The organism is Vibrio sp. PNB23_22_6, assembly GCF_052877535.1.
Map to the genome: position 1 here is coordinate 15,447 of NZ_JBNFXP010000022.1, position 18,842 is coordinate 34,288.

The window sequence follows — 18,842 nt, forward strand, 5'->3', positions numbered from 1 at the left end:
ACGTTCAACAAGGAGGGAAGACGCATTAACAATGGAGAGTACTTAGCGCTTCTTCAAGCAGCAGTAACTGCTCCATGCCTTGCTCTGTGGCTACTGGTTTCACAACATTTAGCATTTGTAGCATGCCTTGCTTCACCATTTGCTCGGTAATTTCAGTCTTTGGTGACATCGCCGATTGGTAAGCCAACCAACTGCAAGCAATCAAATGCAGCGAGCATACCAATGACTTTAGCTGTTGTTGATCGACATTCAGCAAGTTCAGTGATACAAACTCTTGCATAATCGCAATCAAATTCGCTTGCAGTTTTTCTTGAACATCAATGTATTGATCATGGAGCCTATCATCTCGCGATAGGATTTCTGGCAAATTCGCGTAGAAAAAGCGGTATTTCCACATCAAAGTGAAGATCGAGTCGAGGTAACTTTTCAGCATGGCCAGACTCTCCTGCGAGCCCTGAATTGGCGTGAATCTCTCTAACAACTCTGCAGAGTATAGCCCAAAGATCTCTCGTACAATTTCTTGCTTATTGCGGAAATGGTAATACAAATTGCCAGGGCTGATTTCAATATAATCAGCAATATGGTTAGTGGTGATGTTGCGCTCACCGTGTTGATTGAACAACTCCAGTGCCGCATAGACGATCTTGTCACGCGTTTTCATTGTTATCGTATTCCCTCTTGATTATCGAATCGAGTATAGCGACTTCACCAATCTAGGTCGATAGAGGCTCCCAATACGGTAACATAGCAGACCAGTGAGAATGCCGCTGGCGTTAGCAATTAAGTCATACCAAGAGGGTTGTCTGCCTACATACCCCTGTAGGATTTCAATCACACCGCTAAATAGTAATATGCCCATCGCAATGGCCCAACGCAGACGCCACTGTGATACACAAAAACAGCCTAAGAAAGCAAAACCACTGTAGGCCATGGCATGCTGCACCTTATCTAAGTAAGCAATATTGCCCCAATCTTGCAAATCGCCAGAGCTCAAGGACAAGTAAGCGATCAATGAGCCAAAACTCAATAGAATAATACGGGCTGCGGCCAGGTTCATGGTAGTTCCTATGCGATTGGGAATGGAAAAGCGGTGACTTGGTCAATATGGTCACACCCGAGAGCAAGCATAATCAGACGATCCACACCAAGCGCCACACCGGCACAATCGGGTAATCCCGCTTCTAATGCACCAATCAGGTGGTAATCGATCGGCTGTGGTTTTAACCCCATTTCAAGACGTTTGGCATTGTCTTGTTCAAAACGCGCCAGTTGCTCTTTTGGGTTATCCAATTCATGAAAGCCATTCGCCAACTCAATCCCTTTAAAGTAGACCTCAAAACGATCGGCAACACGATGATCTTGTAGATTGATTTTTGCCAGCGCCGCCTGTGATGCCGGGAAGTCATAAACAAAAGCCGGCACTTGTTGACCAATCTTAGCTTCGACACCAATACTAAACAGCAGTTGCAACAAAGTATCGCGATCTTCTTCAGGTTCTGCAATGTCACTCAGCCCCAGCTTAGCTGCAACCGCTTTTAGCTCTTGCATCGAGCCTTCTAATGGGCACACACCCAGTACATCAATAAAGGCTTGTTGGTAAGTCATGCGCTCTGCTGCGCCACACTTCAGTACCCGTTGCAGAAGATCGTTTATCTCGTCCATCAATTTATGGTGGTCAAAACCAATGCGGTACCACTCTAGCATGGTGAACTCAGGGTTATGGTAACGGCCATTCTCTTCGTTACGAAAAGCTTTGTTGATTTGGTAGATACAGCCACTGCCCGCTGCGAGCAAACGCTTCATATGGAACTCTGGACTGGTCATAAAGAACAGTTTACTACCATCCGCATAGCCGGGCCCAACAAACTCGGTCTGAAAGGTATGCAAATGAATGTCGGTCACGGTCGCATGGCTCATGGCTGGCGTGTCGACTTCCATCACCTCTCGCTCGGCAAAAAATTGACGAATAGCCATAATCAACGCCGCACGTTGACGGAGTTGCTCTATAGAAGCGGTAGGTTGCCAGGTCGTTTGCATTACAAGATTCTTAAATATTGGGGAATAGAGGAAAGTAGCAATTTTTGCATGTTTTTCCTAGTCCAGAGAAGAGGGATTACGCTTGTTCTCATCCCTGAAAAAACCAAATAACAGGCAATTTATTCTGAAGCCAGAGTTATTCGTATTACAGCGCAAAAAAACACCGTTAGTAATCCTATTATCAACGAGGGTTATGTTACGCAACAGTCAGGTAACATTGGTGAGATTGACCTTTATATACCATGGGATTCAGGTCGTGATAGCAGTCACATAACCTTAAATTTCTATGCTCTCATGTGCATTACCGGAGAAAAAAACCAAATACATCAATTTTTCTGCCAAAGGCCTCCCCTACACTAACCATAATACTTTTGAGGGATAGCCCAAATCAGGCCCCCTCTCACTCACAATAACAAGCGGATTTCCGCAATCACACACTGGAGGATAACTGTGCAAATTATCACCACAGATATCGCAGTCATCGGCGCAGGCGGCGCTGGTCTTCGTACTGCTATTGCAGCAGCTGAAGCAAACCCAGACTTAGAAGTAGCACTTATTTCTAAAGTTTACCCAATGCGCTCCCACACGGTTGCAGCAGAAGGTGGTTCAGCCGCAGTTATCAAGGATGAAGATAGCTTAGACAACCACTTCAACGATACGGTTGGTGGTGGTGACTGGCTATGTGAACAGGACGTTGTTGAATACTTTGTAGAGAACGCGACTCGCGAAATGATCCAGATGGAGCAATGGGGTTGCCCATGGAGTCGTAAAGAGAACGGTGAAGTCAACGTACGCCGCTTTGGTGGTATGAAGGTTGAACGTACTTGGTTCGCTGCAGATAAAACTGGCTTCCACATGCTTCACACACTATTCCAGACGTCGATGAAGTACGACAACATCAAACGTTTCGATGAATACTTTGTTGTCGACTTGCTTGTTGATGAAGGTGAAGCCCAAGGTCTGATTGCCATCCACATGTCTGAAGGTGAATTGGTTACCATCAAGGCGAAATCTGTCGTGCTAGCAACAGGTGGCGCCGGACGCGTTTACCACTGTAACACCAACGGTGGCATCGTAACGGGCGACGGCATGGCAATGGCTTACCGTCACGGCGTTCCTCTACGTGATATGGAATTCGTTCAGTACCACCCAACCGGTCTTCCAGGCACAGGTATTCTAATGACCGAAGGTTGTCGTGGTGAAGGCGGTATCATCGTCAACAAAAATGGCTACCGTTACCTGCAAGATTACGGTATGGGCCCAGAGACTCCAGTGGGCGAGCCGAAAAACAAATACATGGAACTGGGTCCACGTGACAAAGTTTCTCAAGCTTTCTGGCACGAGCAACAGAAAGGCAACACCATCAAACACCCTCTTGGTGACGTGGTGCATCTAGATCTTCGCCACCTCGGTGAAGAGTACCTACAAGAGCGTCTACCGTTCATCTGCGAGCTAGCGAAAGCTTACGTGAACGTTGATCCTGCAAAAGAGCCAATTCCAATTCGTCCAACGGTTCACTACACCATGGGTGGTATTGAAACGAACGGCGAATGTGAAACTCGCATCAAAGGTCTGTTCGCGGTTGGTGAATGTGCGTCTGTTGGTCTTCACGGAGCAAACCGTCTAGGTTCTAACTCACTGGCTGAATTCGTGGTATTTGGCCGCGTTGCTGGTGAACAAGCGGTGAAACGCGCAGCGGAATTCAAAGGCTGGAACGAAGAGTCAATCACGGTTCAAGTGAAAGCGGTTGAAGCTCGCATCGAAGCACTGATGAACCAAGATGGCGATGAAAACTGGGCGGATATCCGCACTGAAATGGGTCACACCATGGAAGCGGGCTGTGGTATCTACCGTCAAGAAGATTTGATGCAAGCAACCATCGAGAAAATCACCGAGCTGAAAGAGCGTTACAAGAAAATCAGCATCAAAGATAAAGGCAAAGTATTCAACACTGACCTTCTATACGCAATTGAAGTAGGCTACGGCCTAGAGGTTGCTGAAGCGATGGTCCACTCTGCAATCCTACGTAAAGAATCTCGCGGAGCACACCAGCGTCTAGATGACGGTTGCACAGAGCGTGACGATGAGAACTTCTTGAAGCACTCGCTTGCTTTCTTCCGAGCAGACGCAGCACCAACTATCGACTACAGCGGCGTGAAGATCACTAAGTCTCAACCAAAAGCACGTCTATACGGTGAAGCGGCAGAGAAAGCGGCAGCAGCTGAAAAAGCCGCTGAAGCAGAAGCGAAGAACGCAGAGGAGCAAGCATAATGTCAGCAAACCGCATTCAAAAAGTGAACGTTCTGCGTTACGACCCAGAAAAAGACGCAGAACCATACACTCAAACCTACGAAGTGCCATTTGATGAAACCCTGTCTGTGCTTGATGCGCTTGGCTACATCAAAGACCACTTAGATAAAAACCTGTCTTACCGTTGGTCTTGTCGTATGGCGATCTGTGGTTCTTGCGGCATCATGGTAAACAACGTACCTAAGCTTGCTTGTAAGAGCTTCCTACGTGACTACCCAAATGGCGTGACTATCGAGCCACTTGCGAACTTCCCAATCGAGAAAGATTTGATTGTCGACATGACGCCATTCATCGAGCGCCTAGAAGCCATAAAACCATACATCATTGGTAACGACCGCAAACCAGAAGACGGCACGAACTTGCAAACGCCTGAGCAAATGGCGAAGTATAAGCAGTTTGCTGGCTGTATCAACTGTGGTCTGTGCTACGCGGCATGTCCTCAGTTCGGCTTGAACCCAGAGTTCATCGGCCCTGCAGCACTGACTCTGGCACACCGTTACAACCTAGACAGCCGTGACAACGGTAAAGATGAGCGTATGAAGCTGATCAACGGTGAAAACGGCGCTTGGGGTTGTACGTTTGTAGGTTACTGTTCTGAAGTTTGTCCGAAGAACGTGGATCCTGCAGCGGCAGTAAACCAAGGCAAAGTGGAGTCTTCTATGGACTTCGTGATTGCGATGTTGAAACCTGATGGTTCACCGAAAAAAGTGGAGGCATAAGGATGAGCAACCGTAAACCTTACGTTCGTGAAGTAAAACGCACTTGGTGGAAAGATCATCCTTTCTACCGCTTCTACATGCTACGTGAAGCGACAGTGCTTCCTTTGATCCTATTCACTATTTTCCTGACTTTCGGTCTAGGTTCACTAGTGAAAGGCCCTGAAGCTTGGCAAGCTTGGTTGGCGTTCATGGCAAACCCTATCGTAATCGCGATCAACATCGTTGCACTATTAGGTAGCCTATTCCACGCACAAACGTTCTTCAGCATGATGCCACAGGTAATGCCTATTCGTTTGAAAGGCAAACCAGTGGATAAGAAAATCATCGTTCTGACTCAGTGGGCAGCAGTGGCGTTCATCTCACTGATCGTTCTCATCGTGGTGTAAGGAGCTTGAGTAATGAAACCGAATTATAGTGTTAATACAGCGCCGAAACGTTCTGATGAGCCAATCTGGTGGGGTCTATTTGGTGCCGGTGGTACTTGGTTTGCGATGATCACACCAATCACGGTACTGGTACTGGGTATCCTAGTTCCACTAGGCATCATTGATGCAGAAGCTATGAGCTTTGATCGCGTGTCTGAGTTCGCAACCAGCATCATTGGCGCACTGTTCATCATCGGTACGCTAGCACTGCCAATGTGGCATGCAATGCACCGTCTACACCACGGCATGCACGACCTTAAATTCCACACCGGTGTGGTAGGTAAAATCGCATGTTACGCGTTTGCTGGTCTTATCTCTGCACTCGCCGTTATCTTTGTCTTTATGATTTAAAAGATGGCATAAAAATAAAGAAGCTGGCTCTAAGCCAGCTTTTTTTATTGCTTTGGATCACTCGTGATCTTTTGGCTTATTGACACGCAAGTAACAAAAAAGGCCGCCAAAGCGACCTTTTTCAGGGAAACGTGAATTACTTCACACGACCTACGTATTCAGCAGTACGAGTGTCAACTTTGATCACTTCACCGATTGCGATGAATAGTGGAACACGTACAACAGCGCCAGTTGATAGCGTAGCTGGTTTACCACCAGTACCTTGAGTATCACCTTTCAGACCTGGATCGGTATCCGTCACTTCTAGCTCAACGAAGTTTGGTGGAGTCACAGTAATTGGGTTACCGTTCCAAAGTGTGATCATACAAGTGTTGTTTTCTACCAACCACTTAGCGTTATCGCCAACCGCTTTCGCGTCTGCAGCGATCTGCTCGAAAGTTTCGTTGTTCATAAAGTGGTAGAATTCGCCGTCTGAATATAGATAATCTAGGTCGATATCCATTACGTCTGCCACTTCACAAGTGTCACCAGACTTGAATGTTTTCTCTAGCACTTTACCAGAAAGAAGTTTACGAATTTTAACGCGGTTGAATGCTTGGCCTTTACCTGGTTTAACATATTCGTTTTCCAGAATTACACAAGGCTCGTTATCAAGCATTAACTTAAGGCCGCCTTTAAATTCATTGGTGCTAACTGTAGCCATTTTTTCCTCTTACATTCTTAGAGCTAAATTCAATGCCGCACATAATAACCCGAAAAGTCGAATCTGTTGAGCAAAACTGGCTCAAACAGTTAGCGAATGGGATCTCAGATCCTGCAAAATTGCTGGAAATATTGGAAATAGATCCTTCTCCGTGGCAAGACGGGTTTGCTGCGCGCAAGCTGTTTGTACAGCGTGTACCGCAAAGTTTTGTCGAAAGGATGGAAAAAGGCAATCCTTACGATCCACTTTTACGTCAAGTATTGCCTTTGAGCGAAGAGTTTGAAGTGCATGCAGGCTATTCCGACGATCCTCTCGAAGAGCAAGATAATGAGATCCCAGGGTTACTGCACAAGTATCGCAACCGCGCGTTGATGATCGTAAAAGGTGGCTGTGCGGTGAACTGCCGTTACTGTTTCCGTCGTCACTTCCCTTATCAAGAGAATAAGAGCGGCAAACAAGTGTGGGCTCAATGTCTGAAATACATGACGAAGCAACCCGAGTTGAACGAAGTGATCTTCTCTGGTGGCGACCCGTTAATGGCCAAAGACGATGAGATCCACTGGCTATTGGAGCACATCGCACAAATCCCACACATCAAACGCCTGCGTATTCACAGTCGTTTGCCTGTGGTGATTCCTGCTCGTATCACTGATGAGCTATGCCAGCTACTTCGCGCTTCTCGCCTACAAATCGTGTTGGTGACGCACATTAACCACGCTAACGAGATCAACGCTGAATTTGCCGCTCAAATGGCGAAGCTGAAGCAAGCCGGAGTGACCTTGCTAAACCAAGCCGTATTACTTAAAGACGTCAACAACAGCGTTGAAGCACAAGTGGCACTAAACGAAGCGCTGTTTGATGCTGGCATTCTACCTTACTACTTGCATGTCTTAGATAAAGTCCAAGGTGCGGCGCACTACTTTGTATCAGACGAAGAAGCCAAAGCAATCATGCGCGGTGTCATTACGCGAGTTTCTGGTTATCTGGTGCCTAAGCTAGCCCGAGAAATCGGCGGCCGCCCAAGTAAAACGCCACTGGATCTGCACTTAGAGTAGCGTGTTACTCGTATAGGATTTTGTCGTAACAAATAAAAGCTTTTGTTCGATCAGGCGGTCTTATCTATGCATACTCCGCAAATTTGGAGGTTAAGATGCAAGCAACTTTTGAACACTATGTCGATCTTGGTCCATTCAGTTGGGCGGCATTACTTTGCTGTGCTATCAATGGCTTGATGATCGGTATAGAGCGCCAAACTCGTGGTAAGCCCGTAGGTATTCGTACCGCAATTCTCGTGATCTCAGGCACTTACTTGTTTATGTCGATGGCGGTTTCTTTGTCGCCAAACACGCTCGACCAAGCTCGCGTACTTGGCCAGATCATCACAGGCGTTGGCTTCTTAGGAGCAGGGGTGATGATGGCTCAAGACGGAAAGATCCACGGAGTGACCTCAGCCGCGGTCATTTGGATGCTGGCTGGATTAGGCTTGATGATAGGACTTGGCTATCTGACACAATCCATCATTATTACCTTATTAGCACTAACGGTACTGCTTGGTGTAGACAAAGCAGAAAACCGCATCAAAGCCTTGCGTCGCGGGGTACACCAAAAGATGCAACAGCGAAAAACGTCCACTCGCATCGTAAAATAAAAAAGGCCCCGATATGGTATCGGGGCCTTTTTTTATCTGTGTTCACTGAACTTACTTAGCAAAGTTCACGATTGGGAAACACTTGAAGAAACCGTTGTCCGCACAATTTAGAAGACCAATCTGAACGCCGTCGATTTGGTTTGTCATGTTAAAGAAACCAAGTTGGAAGTTCGATTTTTTAGAGATACTCGCCAGACCGATATCCGCCATTGTGTAACCTTCAGAGTAGTTCACCGCACTCCAGTTAAGACCTTCAACGTTATTCGTTACGTTTACCGCACCTAGGTTAAGACCGGTTGTTTGGCCTTGGTTCCAGTTGAATAAACCTAGCGATACACCTTTCATTTCTTGGTTTACTTTAGACGCACCAAAGAAAAGACCAAAGTTAACACCTGTTGTGCGGTCTGTTTCAGACATACCAAGTAGGGAGAAGTCGACACCTTTCACTTCGTTCACTTGACCGTGAAGAACTGATAAACGAACACCGCCAACAGAAGAGTTAGATGGTACGTTAGTGTCATCAATCGTAGAGAACATAACTGGCGTACTGTCAGCAAGGGCAACAGGTGAGGCAATAACGGCTGCAACAGCCAATGACGTCATAAGCTTTTTCATTTTTATCTCCAGAGGAAGTATTTCATTTACAACACAGTGTAGTGTTCAGATCTTGCGCTATTTTAGCTAATTTTTTGGTAACAGGAAGTCATATTTAAAAGCCTTACCACCCTTAAAATTAATTTACGATGTTGATTTTAAACACATTTACTGACATTAAGCACACAATCCTGCACAATAGTGCCGTTTTACCGCAAGTTTTGTTTAGACAACAAGCTCTCGTTTTTTCATGTAGCCCTCAGATTTGGAATGAAGACCCATTAAGTAAAATGCGCGACGCCCTCTAAAGCCGAACGATTCCGCGTGACAGAAACGAAAAAACCGAGGCATAAACCTCGGCTTATCGAACTTTATCGGTAGTCTAGCTCACCGCTCTATGACTTTAGAACAAGGAGAGCACGCGCAGTTTACGCTAGTAAATGTGCATGCTCGACACGGTAATTAAGCCTTAGAGCAAAGAGATAGGCTGGCTATTACATCATGCCGCCCATACCACCCATACCGCCCATACCACCCATATCAGGCATACCGCCATCTTTTTGTGGTAGGTCAGTCACCATCGCTTCTGTTGTGATCATTAGACCGGCAACTGATGCCGCGAATTGTAGAGCTGAACGAGTTACTTTAGTTGGATCTAGGATACCCATCTCAAGCATATCGCCGTATTCGCCTGTTGCTGCGTTGTAACCATAAGAACCCTCACCCGCTTTCACGTTATTCGCAACGACTGACTCTTCGTCACCTGCGTTCTTCGTGATTTGACGAAGTGGCGCTTCCATTGCTCGTAGTGCAACGCGGATACCAACGTTTTGCTCTTCGTTGTCGCCTTGTAGGTCAACAATCTTAGATGCCGCACGGATTAGTGCAACACCACCACCAGCAACCACACCTTCTTCAACCGCTGCGCGAGTCGCGTGTAGTGCATCTTCTACGCGGTCTTTCTTCTCTTTCATTTCAACTTCAGTTGCTGCACCAACTTTGATGACTGCAACACCGCCTGCTAACTTAGCAACACGCTCTTGTAGTTTCTCTTTGTCGTAGTCTGAAGTTGCATCTTCAATTTGCTGACGGATTTGAGCAACACGACCTTGGATCATTGCTTCTTCACCCGCGCCATCGATGATGGTGGTGTTTTCTTTCGTGATTGCAACGCGTTTCGCTTGGCCTAGGTCTTCTAGTGCTACTTTTTCTAGCTCTAGACCCACTTCTTCAGAAATCACGATACCACCAGTTAGGATGGCGATGTCTTGCAGCATTGCTTTACGACGGTCACCGAAACCAGGTGCTTTAACCGCTGCTACTTTCACGATGCCACGCATGTTGTTCACAACTAGCGTTGCTAATGCTTCGCCTTCTACATCTTCAGCGATGATAAGCAGTGGACGAGACGCTTTAGCAACCGCTTCTAGAGCAGGAAGAAGTTCACGAATGTTCGAGATTTTCTTGTCTACTAGAAGGATGAATGGGTTTTCTAGATCAACAGAGCCCGCTTCTTGGTTGTTGATGAAGTAAGGAGATAAGTAACCGCGGTCAAACTGCATACCTTCAACCACGTCTAGTTCATCTTGTAGCGCTTGACCTTCTTCAACCGTGATAACACCGTCGCGGCCTACTTTTTCCATCGCTTCTGCAATGATGTTACCAACGCTTACGTCAGAGTTCGCAGAGATAGTACCAACCTGTGCAATAGCTTTGGTGTCGTTACACTCAACAGACAGCTCTTTTAGTTGCTCAACCGCTGCGATAACCGCCTTGTCGATACCACGCTTAAGGTCCATTGGGTTCATACCCGCCGCAACTGCTTTTAGACCTTCGTTTACGATTGCTTGCGCTAGTACTGTTGCTGTTGTTGTACCGTCACCCGCTGCGTCGTTTGCTTTAGATGCCACTTCTTTAACCATTTGTGCGCCCATGTTCTGGAATTTGTCTTCCAGTTCAATTTCACGCGCTACTGATACACCATCTTTAGTGATGGTTGGTGCACCAAAAGATTTGTCTAGAACTACATTACGGCCTTTAGGACCCAGTGTTACTTTTACTGCGTCCGCTAGAACGTTTACGCCTTCTAGCATTTTAACTCTTGCATCATTACCAAATTTAACGTCTTTAGCAGCCATCTTTGATTTCCTTTCTAAATTCTTTAAGTTCGAGTTCGTTTTTAAATCAGAGCAAAAAATTACTCAACGATTGCTATTACTCAACGATCGCCATAATGTCGTTTTCAGACATCACAAGCACTTCTTTACCGTCGATTTTTTCAGTCTTAGTGCCGTAACCTTCAGCGAAGATAACAGTATCACCAACTTTGACGTCCAGTGGTAGCACTGTGCCGTTTTCTAGAATACGGCCCTTGCCTACAGCTAGAACTACACCGCGAGTCGATTTTTCCGCAGCAGAACCAGTTAAAACAATGCCACCAGCTGACTTAGATTCAACTTCTTTACGTTCAACAATAACTCGGTCATGTAATGGACGAATGTTCATCGGTCGTCTCTCCTGAAAATTTCCATGTGTATTTGATAATTGCCCGCGAAGAGGGCACGTGATAAGTATATTAGGGACAACACTATGAATCCCAAGGGGTGAAAGAGAGTTTTTTGTGACTTAGTTAAAAGATCGAACAGTTAAGCAACGGTTTGCGTTCGAAATGCCCACTCGCCCGCTTTCCTGCTTTCTTGTATCCTTGCAGCTCCCTCACCAGATTAGATGTCAAAAATGCTGGAAAAGAATAAGCCGGACAATCAGGCCGACGATAAACATGGTTTGTTGACCGCGCCCATTCCCGACACCTTACGCAAGATGACGGTTCCCATGACCATAGGCATGATCGCCATTTTGATGTTTAACCTGGTCGACACTTTCTTTATCTCTCTGCTGGGTACGCAAGCACTGGCAGCCATCAGCTATACCTTTCCTGTCACTTTTGCGGTGAACTGCATCACCATGGGCATCGGAATGGGGCTTTCAACTAACATTGGCCACTTACTCGGGCAGGGGCACGCGCCACAAGCGGCACGTTTCACGAGTCACGGTTTGTTGTTAGCCGTATTGCTGGTAACGGTAGCTTCAACTCTGGGCTTCTTCACCATTGACCCCTTGTTTCGTCTATTGGGCGCGAAAGAGGACTCCATCCCATTCATCGAGCAGTACATGCAGGTTTGGTATCTGACCATACCCTTGTTGGTGATTCCAATGGCAGGTAACAGTGCCATCCGTGCGTCAGGAGATACCAAAACGCCCGCAAAAATCATGATGCTTGCAGGGTTAATTAATGGCGTACTCGATCCGTTGTTTATTTTCGGCTATGGCCCATTTCCTAAATTAGGCATTCAAGGTGCTGCGATTGCCAGTGCGCTAAGCTGGTTTGGGGCTTTATTGGGCTCCTTTTATGTGTTGGTGAAACGAGAAAAATTACTGGCTCCCATTGAGTGGTCGTTCATCAAACAAGATTGGCAGCAAACCTTAAAGATAGGGACTCCGGCTGCACTGTCTAATACGATGACCCCATTGTCTGGTGCCATTCTAATGATGATGCTCTCTAGTCATGGTACGGCTGCCGTAGCCGCTTATGGCGCCGCTCAACGTATTGAATCCATTCTGTTATTGGTGCTGATGTCTCTCACCTCTGCCCTAACGCCGTTCATGGCGCAGAACTTCGGCGCAAAAAATCCCGCACGTGCTTTTGCTGGCTGGTTTCTCAGCATGCGCTTTGCAGTGGTATTCCAAGGCATTATCTTCTTAGCGATGGTTCCACTGAGTATCCCTCTTGCGGCACTGTTCTCTCAGGAAGCCGCTGTAGAAAATCAATTGTGGCATTACCTCCTAGTCGTACCGTTCAGTTACGGATTCCAAGGTATTGTAATGATGTTGGTGAGCGGTTTTAACGCGATGCACAAGCCTCTACGCGCTTTCCAATGGAGTTTTATGCGTTTGTTCGTGTTTACCTTACCAGCAGCCTGGATCGGCAGTCAGGTGTACAGCATTGAAGGATTGTTTATCGGTATTGCGCTAGGTAATACGCTAGGTGGGGTCTTGGGGTATTTGTTTGCTCTGCGCGAACGACGCATCACTTTGGCAGAGCATCAAGCCACTGCTAAGTAACAAAATTCAGAGAATAAAAAACCGCGGAGCACCGCGGTTTTTTTGATTTTGACTTATTCAAGCTAGCTTAGAATAGCTCTTCAGCCACTTGGTAAAGGTCGTTGCGTACTGGACGCTTCATGTTCTCGATCGCATCGATGATGTCGTGGTGAACTAGCTGCTCTTTCACGATACCAACACAACGGCCGCCGTGACCTTCCATTAGTAGGTGAACAGCATAGTTACCCATGCGAGATGCAAGAACACGGTCGAATGCGGTTGGACGACCACCACGCTGGATGTGACCAAGAACGGTTGCACGAGTTTCACGACCCGTTGCCGCTTCAATCTCTTTCGCCAATTCGTTTGCATCCATCATCAGCTCAGTAAGCGCAATGATGGCGTGTTTTTTGCCTTTTGCGATACCGTCTTGGATGTTACCGATCAGCTTCTCTTTATCTAGGCCCGTTTCTGGAGTAATGATGTACTCGCAGCCACCTGCGATAGCAGACATCAGAGTCAAGTCACCACAGTGACGACCCATGATTTCTACGATAGAAATACGCTGGTGGGAAGATGACGTGTCGCGCAAGCGGTCGATTGCATCGATAACGGTGTTTAATGCCGTTAGGTAACCGATCGTGTAATCCGTACCTGCGATGTCATTATCGATGGTGCCTGGCAGACCGATACATGGGTAACCCATTTCTGTCAGTTTCTTCGCCCCCATGTAAGAACCGTCACCGCCGATCACAACCAGTGCATCGATACCGTGTTTTTTTAGGTTCTCAATCGCTTTTTCGCGTACTGCCACTTCCTTGAACTCAGGGAAACGTGCTGAACCTAGGAACGTACCACCTTTGTTGATCACATCAGAAACACTAGAACGATCTAGTGGCTCGATGCGACCTTCGTAAAGACCTAGGTAGCCATCGTACACACCGAAAACTTCCAATCCCTCTGATAGTGCGGTACGTACTACGCCGCGAACTGCAGCGTTCATACCAGGTGCGTCACCGCCACTTGTTAAAACACCGATCTTCTTAATCATGCTCACCCTCGAACTTTGGCAATCAATTATTTAATTTTCTTTTTTGGCTTCTTGTTACCAAGCAAGCCGCATAATCCAGAACTGTGCGTTATGTTACATTTCCTCAATAGGAATACCAATGAAAACACACATTTTTATGTAACTTTTCTACTTATGTAAGAGTATTACAGTTTATCTTGTTGACTTTGTTGATTCACATCAGGATCAAGATTCTTAATAAGTATTGATGGAAAGATAGTCAATAAGCGCCTATTTGTCGTTAGTTCTACCGATTTTTGGATTACTACCAATCTTGTGCTTTTTGCTCTTTCTCTGGTCCAAACACTACCGATATCGGGTCTTGATGGATCAAAACATCGGCCTCTGGGAATCGCGTCAATAACTTATCTTCCACCTTATCTGCAATAAGGTGCGCTTCAATCAGGCGTAAATTATCATCCAATTCCAAATGCAGCTGGATAAAACGCGTTGGTCCGGACATGCGTGTACGCAGTTGGTGCACACCTAACACCCCCTCTACTTCAAAACATTCCGCGCGAATTTGTTCAAGCTCTTCTTCCGGTAACTGTCGGTCAAGTAAGGTTTGAATCGCCTCAGTGACCATCTTAAATGCGCTGTAAAGAATAAAGATACCGATTCCCACCGCAAACGCCGCATCGGCTTGCGTCACACCAAAGTAGCTCAGACCCAATGCCACCATAATGGCCGCATTCATATATAGGTCAGTTTGGTAATGCAGAGAATCAGCCGCAATTGCCTGACTGCCAGTGACGCGCACGACGTGCTTTTGGAACATTACTAACCCCAAGGTCACAACAATGGCGAATAGTGATACGTAAACCCCCAATTCAGGGGCATGCAAATCCTGAGGACGGAAGAAACGCTCGATACCATTTAAGATGAGGAAAACCGCTGAACCAGAGATAAACATCGCTTGTGCTAACGCCGCTAACGACTCCGCTTTACCATGCCCAAAGGTGTGCTCTCGATCGGCAGGTTGTAAGGCGAAGCGAACCACGATGAGGTTCACTACCGAAGCTGCAATGTCCAGCATCGAGTCAATTAACGATGCCAACAGACTGACAGAACCGGTCACCCACCAGGTGATGACTTTCATAATGAGAAGAAGTGTCGCCACAATGGTTGCAGCCCATGCCGCAGTTGTGACGAGTCGTGCATATTGGTATTTCATAATCAAGGAGTTAACTCAAGCCGTGTGTTGATTATACCTCGTTACGGTATTAATGAGTATGACATTACAGGATCAAAAAGGGGCAGTACGGTGACTGCCCCTTAGGATTCATTCAGCTCACAATTAGCTGCTATGGTGTTTTTGCATGCGCTTTTGCATTTTTTCACCACACTCTTGTTGACGCTCTTTTTGAAGTTCAACAAATTTCACTTTTTGCTCAGGTGTCAGCACGCTCAGCATCTGGTGCTTTTTCTCCATCATCTTCACGCGGCGCTCAGTTTGCTTCTCAACCATCTCTTTTGCTAGGTCGTTTGCAGCTGCCTCGTCAAAGTTATCAGCCAACAGCAATGCTTGCATTTTCGCGTGATGGGCTTGACGCTCTGCTTTACGAGCTTGGTGATGCTCTGCATAGTTGGCTTTCATGTCCGCTTTGTTTGCTTTACGCATTTCTTTTAGCTTATCTTTTTGTGCATCCGTTAGGTTTAGTTGACGCATAACACCGCGCTCCATACCTTGACTACACTCACCGCGTGGACCTTTGTGATGATCTTTGCCACCGAATGCAAATGCGCTCGCTGCACCTAGAGTAAGTGGTAGGATAATTGCAGCTAGTACAACTTTTTTTGCAGATTTCATAATTTGATTCCTTACACAGGTTAATATTTCTTTTGAGCTGCTCTCACAGCGCTTAAGTGTAGAATACGACCTGTCAGGTAAAGCAACGTATAAGGAGCGTAAATAAGCGTAAAGGCCTGTTTTATTATTTTTTCCTCTCTCGTCATAAAAGGAAAATACCTGGTCGCCACAGTGACCTATTCAAACCAGATGTGAGTAGCAGACACTCATCAGTACATTAAGAATATAAAAGAGGCTTTGACGCATTATTCAGTCATTTTCGAATCATTGCGTTGGTGTCTTTTATTACTGCACTCTTTTTGGCGGTCATCTTGAAGCTGCACAAATTTCGCTTTTTGTTCCGTCGTTAATACGCTCAGCATCTCATGTTTATTCTTCATCATTTGAACACGTCGTTCAGCTTGTATCGCGGCCACCTCTTGAGCAAACCCGTTTGCTTTTGCGTGGTTAAACTCACTCTCTAATACGATCGCTTGCATTCTCTGATGTCGCTCCTTTTGCTCCACCTTTCGATTAACATTAGTCTGCTTCTTCTCCTGCTTATGCGCTTCTCGTATCGATTTTAGCTTCGCTTTTTGTTCATCCGTTAAATCGAGTTGATGCACCATTCCGCGATCCAAATTCATCGAAATACCACATTTGTCATGGAATTTTTCATCATACTCTTGCTCATGGCTATCGGCTATGGCACTAGTCGATGCAAATACTAAGGGAAGTATCAGCATCTCAATAGTACGGCTTTTAAGACGTTTCATAAGTACATTCCTTATTTTATTCACTGATGAACTCTCCACATGCTCAATAATCTTGAGTACATGCAGTAAAGAGACATAAACAGAGTAAATAATCGTAAAGAGTCATTTTCAGGCGCTTCGCAGACTCTCATAACAATGTAATATTAGAACAACTATGAATGATTAGTAGGTACTTAAATGGCAAACATTCTTTTGATTGATGACGATACCGAGCTAACTAGCTTGCTAAAAGAAGTGCTAAGCTTTGAAGGTTTTGACGTCACTGAAGCCAATGATGGCGAAGCAGGTTTAATGGCCATGAGTAGCGAGATCGATCTTATCTTACTCGACGTCATGATGCCGAAACTCAATGGAATGGAAACCCTAAAACGCTTACGTGAAAGCTGGGAAACGCCGGTATTGATGTTAACGGCGAAAGGCGAAGAAATTGATCGTGTGATCGGCCTAGAGCTTGGCGCGGACGATTACCTACCTAAGCCTTTTAGTGATCGTGAATTGCTGGCGCGTATCCGTGCGATTTTACGCCGTACCAGCAGCACACAAAAAAGCGCTAAAAATAGTGACTGCATTGAGTACCAAGAAATCAAACTCTACCCAGGCAAACAAGAAGCGTACTGCGACAACGCACTAATGGACTTAACCACCACAGAATTCGCTCTACTAACCCACTTTGTGCAAAACCCAGGGCAAATACTGACCAAAGAGACACTGAGTCTCGATGTGCTTGGTAAGCGCTTGGCAGCTTTCGACCGCGCTATTGATATGCACGTATCTAACCTACGTAAGAAATTGCCAGATAAAAGCAATGGTAAACCAAGGATTAAAACCCTACGTGGGCGTGGTTACATGTTGATTGAGGAGGATTAATGCGCTCGTCACGCTTCAAACTGCCGAAGATAAATAGCTTGTATGGACGCATCTTTGCCATCTTTTGGTTCACGATGTTTTTGGTTTTAATGGCCGTACTGTCATTACCCCATTTGGATCCACGTAAAGCTCGCGATATCCCACAAGATCACTATCTGCGCATGATTGAAATCCGCGATCGCATTGAAAAGAAGTACCAAAAAGAAAAGAATCTCGGAAAAATCCTATTTAGCGTCGAAGGCCATCGCCCTAGCAAGCATGATCCTCGCCCACAAGTGTTCTTTTCTGATTACGATGGAAACGTGCTGACCTCAGCAGAGAGTAGCGATTTTCGCATGCGTGCGATGCAAAACTTTGTCACCAGCATTGACGATCAAAAACAGCCAAAGCAAAAACTTTATGGGCACTATATGATTGCAGGGCCAATGCCGATTCAACTCGCAGGCTCCGACCTCTTGATGTACGTTGGGTTTAAGTGGAATCAGCCACCGCCAATCATGTTGCGTCTGTTTGATCATCCATTGCAGCTACTATTGGCGGTGATGGCGGCGAGTACACCACTATTGTTGTGGCTAGCATGGGCATTAAGCCAGCCCGCACGTCGATTGGAAACGGCCGCCCAGCGTGTGGCAAAAGGGGAGTTTGTTATCGACCCAAACCTTGAAAAAGGCACCACCGAATTTCGTCAAGCAGGAGCGAGCTTTAATCAAATGGTTGAAGCGGTAAATCAGATGATTTCCGGTCAGCAACGTTTGTTGTCTGATATTTCCCATGAATTACGCTCACCACTGACTCGCCTACGAATGGCAAGTGCACTGGCTACAAGAAAGCAAGGTGAAAGCCCTGAGTTAATCCGAATTGACACCGAAGCACAGCGCCTTGAACAGATGATCGCAGAGCTGCTCGAGCTCTCTCGCATGCAAGTGAACAGTCATATGAACCGTGAGACTCAGCCGATTGCCAGCTTATGGGAAGAGATCATCAAGGATGCTCAATTTGAAGCCGAGCAAATGGACAAGACGCTCAGCTATTCAGATTTACCTGACCGCACCATTTCTGGTAATCCAAAGCTGCTTATGAGCGCCGTTGAGAACATCATCCGTAATGCGGTTTATTATGGAAAAGACCAAGTAAACGTCGATATTCAAGACCACGTTGATACACTAAAAATTACCGTCGATGATAATGGTGATGGAGTGCCTGAAGATGAATTGGATGCAATATTCCGCCCGTTTTATCGCGTCTCTACTGCTCGTGATCGCCACTCAGGAGGAACGGGACTAGGCTTAACCATCACCGAGAGTGCGATTCGTCAGCACAGTGGCTCGATCGTGGCCAGTCGCAGTCCGTTAGGCGGTCTGCGAGTCACGATCGAGCTCCCGTTATTCAACTAACAATTTGAGCGACTGAATACGTTCGTCGCTCATCTCTCTAATGCATACCAATAGCAGTT

20 protein-coding genes are annotated in these 18,842 nt (G+C 46.3%); 9 read left to right on the forward strand and 11 right to left on the reverse strand.

The window, feature by feature from the left end; all coding sequences use genetic code 11:
• Positions 1-25: 25 nt before the first annotated feature.
• Genes ACVA54_RS15675 through epmA form a run of 3 tightly spaced genes read right to left on the reverse strand, consistent with a single transcriptional unit; the run spans position 26 to position 2,037 of the window.
• The gene (locus ACVA54_RS15675; protein ID WP_099080061.1) at positions 26-661 is read right to left on the reverse strand and encodes a TetR/AcrR family transcriptional regulator; all 636 of its coding nucleotides are present in this window, start codon (positions 659-661) and stop codon (positions 26-28) included.
• Between the two features lie 21 nt (positions 662-682).
• A complete protein-coding gene (locus tag ACVA54_RS15680) occupies positions 683-1,057 on the reverse strand; it encodes a VanZ family protein (RefSeq protein WP_099080062.1) in 375 nt (124 codons plus the stop codon).
• 8 nt (positions 1,058-1,065) lie between these two features.
• Positions 1,066-2,037, reverse strand: a complete 972-nt coding sequence (epmA, locus tag ACVA54_RS15685) for an elongation factor P--(R)-beta-lysine ligase (protein WP_099080063.1) — start codon at positions 2,035-2,037, stop codon at positions 1,066-1,068.
• Between the two features lie 450 nt (positions 2,038-2,487).
• Between epmA and frdA the strand changes: the two genes are divergently transcribed.
• From frdA to frdD, 4 genes are read left to right on the forward strand one after another with little or no spacing between them, the layout of a single operon-like run.
• The gene (gene frdA, locus ACVA54_RS15690; RefSeq protein WP_099080064.1) at positions 2,488-4,308 is read left to right on the forward strand and encodes a fumarate reductase (quinol) flavoprotein subunit; all 1,821 of its coding nucleotides are present in this window, start codon (positions 2,488-2,490) and stop codon (positions 4,306-4,308) included.
• The gene (locus ACVA54_RS15695; RefSeq protein WP_099080065.1) at positions 4,308-5,066 is read left to right on the forward strand and encodes a succinate dehydrogenase/fumarate reductase iron-sulfur subunit; all 759 of its coding nucleotides are present in this window, start codon (positions 4,308-4,310) and stop codon (positions 5,064-5,066) included. Before frdA ends, ACVA54_RS15695 begins: the two co-directional genes overlap by 1 nt.
• 2 nt (positions 5,067-5,068) lie before the next feature.
• Complete coding sequence (gene frdC, locus ACVA54_RS15700) at positions 5,069-5,452, forward strand: fumarate reductase subunit FrdC (RefSeq protein ID WP_099080066.1); 384 nt, start codon at positions 5,069-5,071, stop codon at positions 5,450-5,452.
• A 12-nt stretch (positions 5,453-5,464) separates the two neighbouring features.
• Positions 5,465-5,842 carry a fumarate reductase subunit FrdD gene (frdD, locus tag ACVA54_RS15705; protein WP_099080067.1) on the forward strand — a complete coding sequence of 126 codons (378 nt, stop codon included), beginning with the start codon at positions 5,465-5,467 and terminating at the stop codon, positions 5,840-5,842.
• 136 nt (positions 5,843-5,978) lie between these two features.
• Here the strand turns inward: frdD and efp are convergent, their stop codons facing one another.
• The gene (efp, locus tag ACVA54_RS15710; RefSeq protein WP_005425036.1) at positions 5,979-6,545 is read right to left on the reverse strand and encodes an elongation factor P; all 567 of its coding nucleotides are present in this window, start codon (positions 6,543-6,545) and stop codon (positions 5,979-5,981) included.
• A gap of 32 nt (positions 6,546-6,577) precedes the next feature.
• Here efp and epmB point away from each other — a divergent pair, with 32 nt between their 5' ends.
• Entirely contained in the window at positions 6,578-7,600 is a 1,023-nt protein-coding gene (epmB, locus tag ACVA54_RS15715) for an EF-P beta-lysylation protein EpmB (RefSeq protein WP_446649736.1), read from the forward strand.
• 95 nt (positions 7,601-7,695) lie between these two features.
• Positions 7,696-8,193, forward strand: a complete 498-nt coding sequence (locus ACVA54_RS15720; RefSeq protein WP_099080069.1) for an MgtC/SapB family protein — start codon at positions 7,696-7,698, stop codon at positions 8,191-8,193.
• A 51-nt stretch (positions 8,194-8,244) separates the two neighbouring features.
• Here ACVA54_RS15720 and ACVA54_RS15725 read toward each other — a convergent pair whose 3' ends face one another.
• From ACVA54_RS15725 to ACVA54_RS15735, 3 genes are all read right to left on the reverse strand, one after another.
• Positions 8,245-8,808 carry a VC2662 family protein gene (locus tag ACVA54_RS15725; protein ID WP_172438147.1) on the reverse strand — a complete coding sequence of 188 codons (564 nt, stop codon included), beginning with the start codon at positions 8,806-8,808 and terminating at the stop codon, positions 8,245-8,247.
• A 473-nt stretch (positions 8,809-9,281) separates the two neighbouring features.
• Entirely contained in the window at positions 9,282-10,925 is a 1,644-nt protein-coding gene (gene groL, locus ACVA54_RS15730) for a chaperonin GroEL (protein WP_099080071.1), read from the reverse strand.
• A gap of 76 nt (positions 10,926-11,001) precedes the next feature.
• Positions 11,002-11,292, reverse strand: coding sequence for a co-chaperone GroES (locus ACVA54_RS15735; protein WP_005381516.1), 291 nt, complete (start codon positions 11,290-11,292; stop codon positions 11,002-11,004).
• Positions 11,293-11,523: 231 nt separating this feature from the next.
• Here ACVA54_RS15735 and ACVA54_RS15740 point away from each other — a divergent pair, with 231 nt between their 5' ends.
• The gene (locus ACVA54_RS15740) at positions 11,524-12,909 is read left to right on the forward strand and encodes an MATE family efflux transporter (RefSeq protein ID WP_446649737.1); all 1,386 of its coding nucleotides are present in this window, start codon (positions 11,524-11,526) and stop codon (positions 12,907-12,909) included.
• Positions 12,910-12,976: 67 nt separating this feature from the next.
• On the opposite strand, the gene pfkA is transcribed toward ACVA54_RS15740, so the two are convergent.
• From pfkA to ACVA54_RS15760, 4 genes are all read right to left on the reverse strand, one after another.
• On the reverse strand, positions 12,977-13,939 hold the full coding sequence (pfkA, locus tag ACVA54_RS15745) for a 6-phosphofructokinase (RefSeq protein ID WP_446615241.1): 963 nt from the start codon (positions 13,937-13,939) through the stop codon (positions 12,977-12,979).
• A gap of 283 nt (positions 13,940-14,222) precedes the next feature.
• A complete protein-coding gene (gene fieF / locus ACVA54_RS15750; protein ID WP_446644503.1) occupies positions 14,223-15,131 on the reverse strand; it encodes a CDF family cation-efflux transporter FieF in 909 nt (302 codons plus the stop codon).
• 123 nt (positions 15,132-15,254) lie between these two features.
• Positions 15,255-15,767: a CpxP family protein gene (locus ACVA54_RS15755; protein WP_446649738.1), complete on the reverse strand. Its 513-nt coding sequence runs from the start codon at positions 15,765-15,767 to the stop codon at positions 15,255-15,257.
• Positions 15,768-16,012: 245 nt separating this feature from the next.
• The gene (locus tag ACVA54_RS15760) at positions 16,013-16,522 is read right to left on the reverse strand and encodes a Spy/CpxP family protein refolding chaperone (protein ID WP_446649739.1); all 510 of its coding nucleotides are present in this window, start codon (positions 16,520-16,522) and stop codon (positions 16,013-16,015) included.
• Between the two features lie 177 nt (positions 16,523-16,699).
• Between ACVA54_RS15760 and ACVA54_RS15765 the strand changes: the two genes are divergently transcribed.
• Positions 16,700-17,389 (forward strand): response regulator, encoded by a 690-nt coding sequence (locus ACVA54_RS15765; protein ID WP_099080077.1) that lies wholly within the window; start codon positions 16,700-16,702, stop codon positions 17,387-17,389.
• Positions 17,389-18,783: an envelope stress sensor histidine kinase CpxA gene (cpxA, locus tag ACVA54_RS15770; RefSeq protein WP_099080078.1), complete on the forward strand. Its 1,395-nt coding sequence runs from the start codon at positions 17,389-17,391 to the stop codon at positions 18,781-18,783. Before ACVA54_RS15765 ends, cpxA begins: the two co-directional genes overlap by 1 nt.
• The last annotated feature ends 59 nt before the right edge of the window (positions 18,784-18,842 follow it).

Coding starts and splice junctions, on each gene's coding strand:
- ACVA54_RS15740 (WP_446649737.1), top strand. CDS start 11,524: ATGCTGGAAAAGAATAAGCCGGACAATCAGGCCGACGATAAACATGGT.
- ACVA54_RS15675 (WP_099080061.1), bottom strand. CDS start 661: ATGAAAACGCGTGACAAGATCGTCTATGCGGCACTGGAGTTGTTCAAT.
- cpxA (WP_099080078.1), top strand. CDS start 17,389: ATGCGCTCGTCACGCTTCAAACTGCCGAAGATAAATAGCTTGTATGGA.
- epmB (WP_446649736.1), top strand. CDS start 6,578: ATGCCGCACATAATAACCCGAAAAGTCGAATCTGTTGAGCAAAACTGG.
- pfkA (WP_446615241.1), bottom strand. CDS start 13,939: ATGATTAAGAAGATCGGTGTTTTAACAAGTGGCGGTGACGCACCTGGT.
- epmA (WP_099080063.1), bottom strand. CDS start 2,037: ATGCAAACGACCTGGCAACCTACCGCTTCTATAGAGCAACTCCGTCAA.
- ACVA54_RS15735 (WP_005381516.1), bottom strand. CDS start 11,292: ATGAACATTCGTCCATTACATGACCGAGTTATTGTTGAACGTAAAGAA.
- ACVA54_RS15695 (WP_099080065.1), top strand. CDS start 4,308: ATGTCAGCAAACCGCATTCAAAAAGTGAACGTTCTGCGTTACGACCCA.
- ACVA54_RS15760 (WP_446649739.1), bottom strand. CDS start 16,522: ATGAAACGTCTTAAAAGCCGTACTATTGAGATGCTGATACTTCCCTTA.
- fieF (WP_446644503.1), bottom strand. CDS start 15,131: ATGAAATACCAATATGCACGACTCGTCACAACTGCGGCATGGGCTGCA.
- frdD (WP_099080067.1), top strand. CDS start 5,465: ATGAAACCGAATTATAGTGTTAATACAGCGCCGAAACGTTCTGATGAG.
- ACVA54_RS15765 (WP_099080077.1), top strand. CDS start 16,700: ATGGCAAACATTCTTTTGATTGATGACGATACCGAGCTAACTAGCTTG.
- frdC (WP_099080066.1), top strand. CDS start 5,069: ATGAGCAACCGTAAACCTTACGTTCGTGAAGTAAAACGCACTTGGTGG.
- ACVA54_RS15755 (WP_446649738.1), bottom strand. CDS start 15,767: ATGAAATCTGCAAAAAAAGTTGTACTAGCTGCAATTATCCTACCACTT.
- ACVA54_RS15680 (WP_099080062.1), bottom strand. CDS start 1,057: ATGAACCTGGCCGCAGCCCGTATTATTCTATTGAGTTTTGGCTCATTG.
- efp (WP_005425036.1), bottom strand. CDS start 6,545: ATGGCTACAGTTAGCACCAATGAATTTAAAGGCGGCCTTAAGTTAATG.
- groL (WP_099080071.1), bottom strand. CDS start 10,925: ATGGCTGCTAAAGACGTTAAATTTGGTAATGATGCAAGAGTTAAAATG.
- ACVA54_RS15725 (WP_172438147.1), bottom strand. CDS start 8,808: ATGAAAAAGCTTATGACGTCATTGGCTGTTGCAGCCGTTATTGCCTCA.
- ACVA54_RS15720 (WP_099080069.1), top strand. CDS start 7,696: ATGCAAGCAACTTTTGAACACTATGTCGATCTTGGTCCATTCAGTTGG.